Origin of the sequence: Legionella maioricensis, from assembly GCF_023618015.1 — a bacterium.
Classification (GTDB): Bacteria; Pseudomonadota; Gammaproteobacteria; order Legionellales; family Legionellaceae; genus Legionella; species Legionella maioricensis.
Genome location: NZ_JAJKBJ010000002.1, coordinates 255,047 through 267,688 on the forward strand (window position 1 = coordinate 255,047; position 12,642 = coordinate 267,688).

Genomic DNA, 12,642 nt, shown 5'->3' on the forward strand with positions numbered 1-12,642 from the left:
GCAATCCAGAACGATGTTTCGTAGAATTCTTTACTGGATTGCGTCACTTCGTTCGCAACGCCTATTGGGGGATGTTATTTTAATAAAGTACATATCCCGTGAACAGTTACCTTTATTTAACCGTGACTGCTTAAACAGGGGCTTATGGAAGTAAGTTTTACTGAAAGATATAAGGAGGATAACCGATTACTAAAAGTGCTGCGTCCTTGCAGCGAGTACATCCATTGTACTGGTCCTTTTTTGACATCCTGTCAGAGATAATCCCTGTCATCCTTTGTATTCTAAGTATATACGGTTCGTTCACAGAGTCATTGCGTGGAGAGAGGAGAGACGTGTAAGAGATTTCTCAAAGAATAGAGGGTATTTTCTTCCATTGCTGAGAAAAAGCAGTTCATTTACAAGAAAATACCTGCATCTCTATATAAAGTTGGGAATAAGTTGAGGGCGGCTTACTTTCAATTTATCACTGTAACGAGCAGGCATTTTAGTCGTATCTATCCTTGAGCCATTCGAGCTGATGAAGTTTTAGCGTTGTTTCGCAGCCTTTCTGGTCTTGGCGTTGGGGCTTCAAGACGGCGTAAATGCTTCTTTAGTTCCTCTGCCATGGACTTAAGCCGCGCTCCGTCATCCCGAGGAGTTCGCGACGAGGGATCTCCTGAAATAGGCATGAGCCACATTTTGGAGATCCTTCGCTTCGCTCTGGATGACGTATTCGCTTGGTACTATGAACTTTCAGCCAACATCTAATCTATTTGCTTACCGGTTGTTGTTGCGTAATGCAATGAATGCCTCCGCCTCCGGCAAATACATCCAAAGCATCAATTTGCATTATTTGATAGCCGGGAAATAATTGAGTAAACAATTGATAAGCCGCTTTATCATAGGATTCATAACCAAAAGCAGGCATCACAATACCCTTATTGGCCAGATAAAAATTAATATAAGACAAAGTGAGCCTTTCTCCATCAAGATAGGTGGCAGGGGGTTGTTCAACCGTGTAGACTTCCAGCGGCCGTCCTTTGGCATCTTTAGCGGACTTAAGGATTTCAAAATTTTCCTGTAATCTGGAATAATTGGGATCTTGCTGATCTTTAGTTATAAGACATAGTACTTTGCCTGGAGCAATAAAACAGGCAATCTCATCAATATGACCGTCCGTTTCATCACCTAATAGGCCTTGATTTAGCCAAATAATATGTTCCCCTCCCAGATAATCATACAGATACTGTTCTATCACCTGTTGCGATAAATTGGGATTGCGGTTGACATTGAGCAAACATTCTCTGCTGGTTAATATAGTGCCTTCACCATCAACATGAAAGGAACCTCCTTCCATAACTAATGATGCATGGAAGTAATGAGCCTGCGTTAGTTTCAGGACTGCAGAAGCAATTTGATTGTCCAGAGCACAGTCGGGATAATTTCCGCCCCAGGCGTTGTGGATCCAGTCAACTCCTCCTAATTGTTGGTCTTGATTCAATAAAAAAGTGGGGCCCGTATCTCGGGTCCATGAATCATTGATAGGCAAGGTAATCAGATCAATATTTTTTCCACAATATTGTTTGGCCGACTCTTCATCTCCAGGATTAACCAAGAGAGTGACGGGTTCAAATTGGGCTATGGCTTGAGCCACTCGAGCATAAGCTATTCGCGCTCTTTCCAAACCCACTTTAGACCAGGTGGCTGGGTGGCAAGGCCAAGCCATCCAGCATCGTTCGTGAGGATGCCACTCTGCTGGCATGGCAAATCCGGATTGTTTTGGTGTTGTATTCGTCATTACGGTCTATGTCCATCAAGATAGGTTAATTGAGAAAAAATACTTCTTAATTCATTGAGATAGGAAAGCATGGTTTCTTTAGATAACTCAGTTTGCAGTAATTGTTTTTCATAAGATTGAATTAGTTTTTTGGTATCAAAATGGGCCAAATTCAATACATTAGTTACGGTATCGCCACTGACTAAATCATTAATTTCAAACTGTCCGTCATCAGAAAGTTTTACGTCTAAAGAATTAGTATCTCCAAATAAATTATGCAAATTACCTAATATTTCCTGGTACGCCCCAACGAGGAAAAAGCCTATTGAATAAGGATTATTCATATCATAGGGCGGTAGCATTAACGTGGAGGTCACACAGGAACTCCCTGGATATAATTTAATAGTTCCATCCGAATCACAGGTTAAATCCTGTAAAATACTGTGCATGGTTGGCGGTTCAGTTAATTGGGAAATGGGCGCTACGGGAAAAATCTGTCCTATAGCCCAAGCATCAGGAATGGATTGGAAAAAAGAGATATTACAAAAGATTTTAGCTGCCATACTTTCATTAATCATTAATAGCAAGGATTGTTCAGTAGGATTTTCCTCGTCTAATCGTTCTTTTAATTCCATGCAGATATTAGTATAAAACGCCTCAACCTTAGCTTTTTCTTGTAAGCTGATTACGCCATGTTTAAACAATGAATGTGCTTCGTTAAGAGAGTGCTCGGCATAGTTGTATATTTCGGTGGCTGAACTGTCGGTGATAGCCTGATAGGTATCATAGATGTCTTGAATCACATGCGAGTCTTCTTTTTCAATATCTGGAAGTACGGGAGCTTTATCAATTATTTCGATATCCGTAATATTGGAGATCAATACGGCATGATGTGCCGTCAAGGCTCTACCTGATTCAGAGATCAGATTGGGTTCGGGTACTTCTGCATCCTGGCATAAATGTTTTAGCGCTAACAGAATATGAGTTGCATACTCGCTAAGGCTGTAATTCATCGAGCAGCCTTTATTAGAGCGAGTGCCTTCATAATCGACGCTAAGTCCGCCGCCAACGTCAATAGTATCTATTGGTGCGTTTAATTGACGTAGCTCTACATAATAACGCGCCACTTCTTGCATGCAGTGACGAATATCATGGATGTTGGCTATTTGTGAACCTAAGTGGCAGTGCATTAACTGAAGGCAATCAAGCATATTATTGGCTTTTAATTGGGCAACCAATTCCAATACTTGTTTTGCATTTAAACCAAATTTGGATTTAACTCCACCGGTATTTTCCCACTTACCGGCACTTTTGCTTACTAAACGGATGCGAACGCCAAGAGAGGGCTTTATCTGCAGGCGCGCCGATTCATTTAAAATGATGTCCAACTCTGATTTCTTTTCAATAACAATAAAAACGGTATGTCCCATTTGCTGGGCTATTAATGCCGTTCGGATATAACTGCTGTCTTTATACCCATTGCAGACTATAGTGCTGTGTTGGTCGCCCAGCATCCCAATGACGGCCATGAGCTCTGGTTTACTTCCTGCTTCCAATCCTATACTGTTCTCAGGAGATTTCAGTAACTCTCTAACGACGCTTTGCTCCTGGTTTACCTTAATAGGATAAACCAGCTTATAGGTTCCTGCGTAGTCGGTTTCTTCGCGAGCTTGGGTAAATGCTTGGTAAATTCGATGTACTCGATCATGTAAAATGTCACTGCAGCGAATTAAAAGGGGCAAATGTAACCCTGCTCTATGGGCTGCATCGACAATAGCTTGTAGCTCTACCCCTTTTTTTCCTGGTTTCTTGCTTATTTCAATATTTCCCCGTGGATTGATGCTGAAATATCCCTCACCCCAGTTTTCAATGTTATACAAATTTTCATCGGCCAGTTCTTTGCTATTCATTCTATAAAATTCCAAAAGGGGGTCAACGAGACCGGATTAATTCGTGATAAGTCTCAGGTTCACGCTGTTGGGCAAAGGGGAATAAACGTCCCCATAAGGCGCGTTGGTCAAAATCCAATTCAGCTACTAATACCGCTGGTTCATTACGTGGTGCTTGGGCTAAAATTTCACCCATGGGTGTGCTAATAAAACTACTGCCATAAAATTGCAAATCATCCTCACAACCAATTCGATTCACGGCAATGATGAAGGTATTGCTCATAATACCTTGGGCGACCATTACTTTTTGCCACATGGGTTGACTGTCAAATCCTGGAGCTGTTGGCTCACCCCCTATAGCGGTAGGATAAACTAAAATTTCAGCGCCTTTTAACCCATAAATTCGTGATAATTCCGGAAACCATTGATCATAACAAGTAGGCAAGCCTAATCGATGCCCTGCTATGGAGTGGACGGGATAATCAGAATCACCGGGTTTAAAATAAAAGTCTTCGTGGTATTTTTCGCCACTGGGGATGTGTTGTTTGCGGGTGACGGCAATTAACTCACCTTGGGGATTAAACGCTACAGCGGTGTTATAGCCTGCATTTTCAAAAAGTGACGTGGTGATACAAACGTTATTTGCTTTCGCCATTTGTCCAACAAATTGGGCTGTTGGTCCGGAATAGATGTCTTCCATATAGGGTTTACCATCTACATCAGAGCGGGTACAAAAATAAGGACTTAGGGTTAGTTCTTGCAAACAGACAAGTTGTGCTCCCTGTTGGGCAGCAGAACTTATTCCTGCGGCTAAATTATCTTGATGTTCTTTTGCGTTTTCATACCATTGTTGTTGAACCAGTGCCACTTTTAACTTGTTTTGCTTCATTAGCGTTCCCATTGATAAATTACTTTAAGATCTTTTTCGCTTAAGCTCGGTATTATACCGAACTGCCCTACTTTTTTAGTTTACTGAAGGTTAGACTAAAAATCCGTCTATGTTATCAAAAAAAAACCGTATTGTACCAGTATTAATTTCGATGAGCGTGAAATTAAAAGGGGTACCATTTTAATCCAAAAATTAGGAATTGGCTTTTTTAACGTCCCACGACTGGTACAGAGTGGTTGCACCAATCAATTCCAGTATACCTCCGTCCCGCGGACAAGCCGCGGGACGGAGGAGGGTACACAAATTTGATTGATGCAACAATACCAACAAGTCTCGGTATGTAGGCCTTTGCCGATAAATTGTCAATAAACCATCAGTAAAGTCGCAAAATAGAGGCATTAACCACTAAATCAACCGCAGCAGGATGAAAGCCTGGACTCCTGTTCTTCATCAGACCCCGATTCAGATCCAGATTCATACTCATATTCGGGGGCACTCTTGGGGATGTCTGTAGACGCTTTTCTTGCTCTTAATTGAGAGTTAAACATTCCATTGGGATTACTTGTATTGGGTATTATTTCAATGGGTTTTTCAGTTTGAACCGGCGTTTCTTGTTGGTGTTCCATTTCTTTCGAGGTCATAGCTGCAGCAATGAGTCTAAATGGGCTTTGCTTATCGTGAGCGTTAGGGCACATCATTTCCAGTTTGCGGCCTATTCCATGGCGAACTTTGGGTTCTAATAGGGATAGTTTCTCGCCAATGGCTTGTTCATGACCCTTTAAAAGTGGGGCGAAAAGCATGGAAAACTCAAGGCATAAATCGACATTAAATTCGGGACTGGTAAAAAATTCCTCTGGCTTAACGCCCAATAAAAATCGTTCTATATCCCGACATACCGTAAAGGCAGCTGCAGTTTTTGCTGCAAGTTCACTACCGTTGAACGTGTTATTAAGATGATGAGATAGTTGACTGCGACTTTTTGCAGGAGTTGCCAGAGCCAATCTTCCTGCAATAGCCGACTCATTATTCTCTAATATTTTTAGCGCCAGGGCCTTAAAAGGAATGAACAATTCTTCACTTGCTTCCTCATCCATTAATAAGTCATGTGGACTTTTATGAGTGGGATCTAATAACCTAAGGATATGTTTTTTTACCGCATGGGCTTGAGAAATCACAGCGTGGAACGATGGCTCTTCAGTTGTACTTGCTAATGAGTGAATGGCCTCACCAAAACTGTCCAGCTCCTCCTGTGGGCAGGCCAATATCATACGTGAAGCTAAGTCTTGCATCTCTTTAGGAGATAATTTGTTTAACTCATCGCGGTGCTCTGCTAATGCATCACTGCTACCAAGGTCTTGGTAGGGTTTTTCTAATTGCTTTATTTGTTCGCAGGTGAAGGTCATTTAAATCTCCTTATAAGCTCAGCTGCAGCTGATATTGAATGGATATTAGGTTTGTTCAATATTGTAGCGAGAACTATATTAACGGATTCAAATTAACCTGTCATGAAATTATACTAAAGTTTTTCTGAGGGATGTCGAATAAGTAGTTAGATGCCCGTTTTTGCCTTAAATAATTACAATAACAACAAGGAGTAGGCAATGTCTAAGAATCACTTACTACAAGACCCTTTCTTAAATGAACTACGCAAAGAAAAAGTACCGGTCTCCGTTTTTTTAGTCAATGGGATTAAATTGCATGGCGTAGTGGATTCCTTTGATCAATATGTGGTGATGCTAAAGAACTCCATTACTCAAATGGTGTATAAGCATGCCATATCCACTGTTGTTCCTTCTCGTATGGTGAAGATTCCTATGGATGAAGCGGCAACTGGTGAGGATGATGGAACTGTGGCAGACTAAGCGACTTTCTTTTTTTGGGGAATAGGATAGTGTTTGAACGTCCGCAGGGTGGTGAGCGAGCTATATTGGTGCAATTGGCAGTACCAGGCATTGATGCTGATGAGGCTTTGGCTGAATTTAAAGAGTTGGCCCTTTCAGCAAGTGCAGAGATACTGGATTGCGTTTTAGGTACTCGCGCTACCCCCGATGCCAAATATTATGTAGGCAAAGGTAAGGCAGAAGAAATTGGCCAACTGGTTAAAGCACTGGATGCGGAGTTGGTTTTGGTTAATCATGAGTTATCCCCTTCACAAGAGCGCAATCTGGAGCGCTTGTTTGAATGTCGAGTAGTTGACCGCAGCGGTTTAATTCTGGATATTTTTGCTCAGCGGGCACGTACCTTTGAAGGGAAGCTCCAGGTTGAGCTGGCTCAATTGCAACATTTATCCACAAGACTTATTCGTGGTTGGACTCATTTGGAACGCCAAAAAGGAGGTATCGGTTTGCGCGGTCCTGGTGAGACTCAATTAGAAACCGACCGACGTTTATTACGCGAACGCATCAGATCCATTAATAAGCGCCTGGAAAAAGTACGTTGCAGTCGAGAGCAAAATCGTCAGTCTCGGCGTAAGGCGGATCTGTTTACTGTCTCTTTGGTGGGATATACCAATGCAGGAAAGTCGACCTTATTTAACGCACTGACTGGTGAAAGTATTTATGTTGCCAATCAATTATTTGCAACTTTAGATCCCACCATGAGGAAATTGGATTTACCTGGATCCTCTTCGGTAATTTTAGCCGATACAGTGGGATTCATTCGCGACTTACCCCATCATTTAGTAGAAGCGTTTCGCGCTACCTTGGAAGAAACCCAACAAGCGGATTTATTATTGCATGTCATTGACATCTCTGATCCCCATTGGCGAGATACTGTTTTTGCCGTACAAAAAGTATTGGACGAATTAGCGGTGAATGACATTCCGGTAATTCAGGTTTTTAATAAAATTGATTTGCAAGAAGGCTGGCAGCCAAAGATTGATTATACGGAAGGCTTTTGCAAAGTATGGATCTCTGCTGCATCGGGTTTAGGTCTGGATCTTTTAAAAGAAGCGATTGCTACTCAATTGCACGGAATAGTGCTCATTGAAGATATAGTGGTTAAGCCCACCCAAGCCAAACTGCGCGCTCAATTATATCAATTGGGCTCTGTATTAAATGAGTCGATTAGTGAAGAGGGCGATTGGGTGTTAAAGATTAGAATTACTAACGCACAAAAACAGCGTTTGTTTGCATGATGAAGGAATCATTTGCACTGAACTATTAAATCATTAATGGGTTATCGAACAGAAATTATTCATGGATAGTAGAGATGCAAGATAGCAATAAGAGAACAGTCGCTTTATCGTTAGGTGCTCTTGGCATTGTTTATGGTGATCTGGGCACCAGTCCTCTCTATGCGCTTCATCAGGTTTTAACCAAGGTAGATAATACTCCTGACCATATCTATGGCGTTTTATCATTAGTTTTATGGGCACTTGTTTTAGTGATTTCAACGGGATATGTGACTGTTTTTTTACGCGCAGATAACGCCGGTGAGGGAGGGATATTAGCTTTATTGTACCTCCTTAAACGGAAAAGCAAAAAATTCCCGCGCGCTCTTTTTTTAATGGGGGTAATTGGCGCTGGATTGCTTCTTGGTGATGGGATGATTACTCCGGCGATCTCTGTTATCAGTGCCATTGAGGGTCTAAAAATTGTTTCGCCCGATTTTTCTTACCTGATTATGCCTGCATCGTTCGTCATTCTTTTAGTTCTCTTTCTTTGTCAGCGTTTTGGCACGACGGTTATTAGCTTCTTTTTCGGCCCCATTCTTCTGAGTTGGTTTTTTATCATTGCCATTCTTGGCATTAGAGCCATTGTGGAAAATCCCATGGTTTTAAAAGCGGCTAATCCCTATTATGCGCTGATGTTTCTTTATGAGGGCGGTTGGCATGCTTATTTTCTTTTGGGCGGTGTTTTTTTAGTCATTACCGGTGCAGAGGCAATGTATGCCGATTTAGGTCATTTTGGCAAAAAACCGATTCGTATCGGATGGTTTGCCGTTGTTCTCCCTGCGCTATTGCTCAATTACTTTGGACAAGGTGCTAATTTATTAAGTCATCCAGAAGCTATTTCAAACGTATTCTACTCTCTTGCGCCTTCGTGGTTTTTTTATCCTTTGATAGTTATTGCAACCCTGGCTACTATCATTGCGTCACAGGCGGTCATTTCAGCGAGTTTTTCTTTGACCAGGCAAGCCATTTTGCTCGACATTTGCCCTCGTTTAGCGATAATCCATACCTCTAAAGAGGAAACTGGACAAGTCTATGTGCCTATGGTCAATCTATTTCTTGCTGTGGGTACTCTTTTATTGGTAGTTGTATTTCAAAGTTCCAATGCATTGGCGGGAGCTTATGGAATGGCCGTTAACCTGGTCATGCTTATTGTTGCCCTCTTAGTCCTTTGTGTAGCACGTCAATTATGGAAATGGTCCTATATAAAAATTGGTTTGATTTTTTTCCCATTGATATTCATTGATTTTATGTTTCTTGGTGCCAATATTCCTAAAATTTATGATGGCGCCTGGATTCCATTAGCGTTTGCTGCAGCCATTAGTATCCTCATGATCACCTGGCAAAAAGGAATGGAGTTAATTCACTCCTATTTTTACAAGAATAAAATGCCTCTTTCTGAAGTTATCAAACAATTAGATCGCTCTAAATTAAATTGCATCGAGGATTTAACGATGATTTTTGTAACGGATCCTTATGACAACAGTGGGGGCAGTTTCTTTAATTATGTTAAATTAAATCATCTTCTGCCTAAAGCGACCTTGGTGGTGAAGGTTATTGTTGAGGATTTCCCTTATATTACCGAAAAAAACCGCTACAAATTGGAATCGCTGACCGAAGGTTATTATCATTTGAGCCTGCATTATGGCTTTATGCAGACGATTCATGTCCCGCGAACTTTGGATGCGGGGGTCAAAAACAACATATTTCCTTTTTCTCTTGATGTGAGTAAGTCTACTTTTTTGGTAGAAATAATCCATATTTCTCGTGGTAAGAAAAATTATCCCAAATTATTGAATTGGCAAAAAAGATTATTTAGCTTTTTGCTCCGTAATTCAGCGCTGGATATTGAGTTTTTTCATTTACCGCGAAATCAAACCATTTCCATCGGTCGCTACTTATAGTTAAACATCAAAACCCAGACTCAGGGTACGCATGGAAATTGAACCATTTTGAATTTCTTCATATTCAAATCGTAGCGAGTCTTGGTTATCTGATGCGCCTAAAACATAAAGAAGCGGATAATAGTGATCTGCTGTGGGAACGCTCAATCGTCCTGCTGAAGTATAAAGTAACTCACCCATAAGCGCGGTAAAGTCTCTTTGCAGAATGCATTGCTTTACTTGCTTATCGAATTCAGTAGCCCATAAATAAGGCTTAGCATTTTGATTGTCCCAAATTATTTCCTTAAGGTTGTGCACTATATTGCCGCTGCCTATAATGAGTACACCTTGATTTCTCAAGTCTTTAAGGCTTTTGCCTAATGCAAAATGAAATTCTGCCGGTTCAGACATATCAATACTGAGTTCTATAATGGGTATATCTGCTTTGGGATACATGTGCTTAAGTACCGACCAGGCGCCATGATCCAACCCCCAATTATCATCAAGAATAAGTCGCGGTTTTTGAATGGATGCTTTGATCTGCTCCGCCAGGCCAGGATCGCCCGGTGCCTGATATTGAACCTCAAATAACTGTTGCGGAAAATGATGAAAATCGTGAATGGTTTTAGGCGCTGGTGTATGGCTAAGCCATGTTCTGGCGGTGAGCCAATGAGCAGAAATGCAAAGAATTGCCTTGGGTCTGGGAAGTTCTTTTCCTAACCTCACCAGCATTTGAGTAAAGGGATTATCTTCAATTGCATTCATCGGGCTTCCATGTCCAATAAAGACCACGGGCATTTTAGACTTTGACATCATGAACTTCCTTTTGTTTATTACTAATCCGTTATAACAATAATAATGGGGAAACGAGGGGCTGAACATTATTTCAGTAGCAAGGCATGGCTCCTGTTAAACAAGATAGAAATGTATCCATTTTATAATAGCAAAAGAGAGCTTCCTTTTCATGCAAGAGCCAGATTGGGCTATGGGATAAAAATCGATTTATTGGTCTCAGGCCTCCGTGGGCAAGGGGGTTGGTGAATGCCCTGAGGTTTAGCGCGTTGCGAACGAGAGTCGTGTCGATTAAAAGTTGCACTTATTGTGCCTTATAAGCTCCAATCGACCATCAATTAGTGCTCTTAAGTGCTATAATTTTATTAGTAACTTCGGAAGTTAAACATAATAATTTATGGAGTTCCAATGATTAAGCCTCAAAAACCAAAGAATGAAATTCAGCGATTAAAGGCACTTCACAGTCTGAATATTCTCGATACAAAATCCGAAGAACGATTTGATTGCATCACGCGTGTTGCTCAGAATTTATTTAATGTACCCATTGCTTCGGTTTCTTTTGTTGATGAAGAACGAGAGTGGTTTAAGTCCAAATACGGCTTGCAATTTGAAGAAACACCAAGAGAAATCTCTTTTGGTGCTCATGTCATTCTCGAAGAGGACATTATGATCGTGAAGGATACCTTAAAGGATGTCCGCTTTAAAGATAATCCCTTGGTCCTCGGTAATCCTGAAATTCGATTTTATTTAGGTTGTCCTTTAAAAAGTAAAGGGCGATTTAATATTGGAACTTTATGCTTAATTGACCATAAAGTCCAAAAATTTACTGACGCTGATTTGGATATCGTTAAAGAATTAGCCGCAACAGTTGAAGCAGAATTTGATGCTCGTCTCTCTATTACCGATGAGTTGACTGGTTTACCCAACAGGCAGGGGTTTCTGTTGGCTGGAAAACAAATAATCAAACGCTGTAAACAATTCGATAAAAACCTTTTATTACTGTATTTTGATATCAACAAGCTTAAGTTAACTAATGATCATTACGGACATGATGAAGGGGATAAGGTCTTAAAAATATTTTCTCAGCAATTATTAAAGAGTTTTCGTCGTTCTGATGCGGTTGCACGATTAGGAGGAGATAAATTTTGCGTTTTATGTCCAGGAATGTTCAAAGATTATCTTCCCAATGTGATGAAAAGACTTCAAAATAAATTATTATCTGTGCAAACCAATCATCCAATTGAGTTCACCATGGGGGCACTTCCCTATGATCGTTCGTACCATTCAATTAACTCCCTTATTGAAGAGGCTTACGAAAAAATATATGAGGACAAGCGACATTATCACTAATTAGAATAGACCTCTTGCGAAACTCGTTCGACCAGCCGATCCAGTAGAGTTTCATGGGAGATGCGTGTTGAAATTAAAGCGCGCGCTTTTGGAGAAATCAATGAATAAGGCTTCTAAACCATACAAAAAATTTTGGCGTTCCAGACAAGACAGTAGAATTGCTGGAGTTTGTGGCGGCTTAGGCGAATACTTTCACATAGATCCCATTTGGATTCGTATTTTATTTGTTCTCTTTTTTCTGGCCGGTGGCGCCGCTTTGGTCATCTACGTTGTTATATGGCTCCTTGTGCCTCTTGAACCATTAGATGGAACTAAATCTCCAATCCCTCACGAAAATAATTAATGGGCGGCCTAAGATACCTTGGTTTTTGCGGCATTTTCTGCAATGACCTGCTCCAGCGTCTTTGCGGTTTGTCCGCCATATAATGTTTTGACCAGTTGGCCTTTGGGGTTAAAGATAAAGGTTACTGGTACCCCGGTAATATCACCGAGGTGCAAATCATTGGCAGGATCTTTTAAGAGATTGGGATAACTGATGTTATATCTTTTAATGAGGTTTTTTTGCTCAAATAAAGGTAAGGCGTCGAAATTCACTGCGAACAAGGCGACCTGCTCTTTTTGATGACTTTGATAGAAGCGATTAAACTCCGGGATTTCATCAACACAGGTCTGACACCAACCGGCCCAATAATTAATAAACACCCATTTTCCTTTAAGCGAGGAAAATGGGGTACTTTGACCATGAGTATCATTAAATAAAATCTCAGTCTGGCTAAAAGAGGCTGAAGCCATAAAAATAAAGGTTGATAACAGGAATTTTATAATCGATCTCATAGTCACCTCTTGGATATCGGTGTTTATTTTAGCATATCTAATTCTTATCGCGACTTTTTATTATGCTCAACAAGCCC

The 12,642-nt window shown here is 40.9% G+C and carries 12 protein-coding genes; 5 read left to right on the forward strand and 7 right to left on the reverse strand.

Going from position 1 to position 12,642, the window contains the following annotated elements:
• Positions 1-494: 494 nt before the first annotated feature.
• The 5 genes from LOX96_RS03385 to LOX96_RS03405 all read right to left on the reverse strand — a co-directional run bounded on the left by LOX96_RS03385 (position 495) and on the right by LOX96_RS03405 (position 5,937).
• A complete protein-coding gene (locus LOX96_RS03385) occupies positions 495-677 on the reverse strand; it encodes a hypothetical protein (protein WP_250422261.1) in 183 nt (60 codons plus the stop codon).
• A 71-nt stretch (positions 678-748) separates the two neighbouring features.
• The gene (locus LOX96_RS03390; protein WP_250422263.1) at positions 749-1,777 is read right to left on the reverse strand and encodes an agmatine deiminase family protein; all 1,029 of its coding nucleotides are present in this window, start codon (positions 1,775-1,777) and stop codon (positions 749-751) included.
• Positions 1,777-3,666, reverse strand: coding sequence for a biosynthetic arginine decarboxylase (gene speA / locus LOX96_RS03395; protein ID WP_250422266.1), 1,890 nt, complete (start codon positions 3,664-3,666; stop codon positions 1,777-1,779). The genes LOX96_RS03390 and speA overlap by 1 nt, the downstream gene beginning before the upstream one ends.
• Positions 3,667-3,688: 22 nt before the next feature.
• Positions 3,689-4,534, reverse strand: coding sequence for a carbon-nitrogen hydrolase (locus LOX96_RS03400; RefSeq protein ID WP_250422268.1), 846 nt, complete (start codon positions 4,532-4,534; stop codon positions 3,689-3,691).
• Between the two features lie 410 nt (positions 4,535-4,944).
• Positions 4,945-5,937, reverse strand: coding sequence for a lpg0008 family Dot/Icm T4SS effector (locus LOX96_RS03405; RefSeq protein WP_250422270.1), 993 nt, complete (start codon positions 5,935-5,937; stop codon positions 4,945-4,947).
• 198 nt (positions 5,938-6,135) lie between these two features.
• Between LOX96_RS03405 and hfq the strand changes: the two genes are divergently transcribed.
• The 3 genes from hfq (at position 6,136) to LOX96_RS03420 (ending at position 9,610) form a co-directional block, all read left to right on the forward strand.
• Complete coding sequence (gene hfq, locus LOX96_RS03410) at positions 6,136-6,396, forward strand: RNA chaperone Hfq (protein ID WP_250422272.1); 261 nt, start codon at positions 6,136-6,138, stop codon at positions 6,394-6,396.
• 29 nt (positions 6,397-6,425) lie between these two features.
• Positions 6,426-7,670 carry a ribosome rescue GTPase HflX gene (hflX, locus tag LOX96_RS03415; protein WP_250422274.1) on the forward strand — a complete coding sequence of 415 codons (1,245 nt, stop codon included), beginning with the start codon at positions 6,426-6,428 and terminating at the stop codon, positions 7,668-7,670.
• Between the two features lie 74 nt (positions 7,671-7,744).
• Entirely contained in the window at positions 7,745-9,610 is a 1,866-nt protein-coding gene (locus LOX96_RS03420) for a potassium transporter Kup (protein ID WP_250422276.1), read from the forward strand.
• Here the strand turns inward: LOX96_RS03420 and ygiD are convergent, their stop codons facing one another.
• Positions 9,611-10,402: a 4,5-DOPA-extradiol-dioxygenase gene (ygiD, locus tag LOX96_RS03425; RefSeq protein ID WP_250456349.1), complete on the reverse strand. Its 792-nt coding sequence runs from the start codon at positions 10,400-10,402 to the stop codon at positions 9,611-9,613.
• Positions 10,403-10,789: 387 nt separating this feature from the next.
• Here ygiD and LOX96_RS03430 point away from each other — a divergent pair, with 387 nt between their 5' ends.
• Both LOX96_RS03430 and LOX96_RS03435 read left to right on the forward strand, forming a co-directional pair.
• On the forward strand, positions 10,790-11,731 hold the full coding sequence (locus LOX96_RS03430) for a sensor domain-containing diguanylate cyclase (RefSeq protein ID WP_250422280.1): 942 nt from the start codon (positions 10,790-10,792) through the stop codon (positions 11,729-11,731).
• A 100-nt stretch (positions 11,732-11,831) separates the two neighbouring features.
• Positions 11,832-12,074, forward strand: a complete 243-nt coding sequence (locus tag LOX96_RS03435; protein ID WP_250422282.1) for a PspC domain-containing protein — start codon at positions 11,832-11,834, stop codon at positions 12,072-12,074.
• A gap of 8 nt (positions 12,075-12,082) precedes the next feature.
• Here LOX96_RS03435 and LOX96_RS03440 read toward each other — a convergent pair whose 3' ends face one another.
• Entirely contained in the window at positions 12,083-12,553 is a 471-nt protein-coding gene (locus LOX96_RS03440; RefSeq protein WP_250422341.1) for a TlpA disulfide reductase family protein, read from the reverse strand.
• Positions 12,554-12,642: the final 89 nt, after the last annotated feature.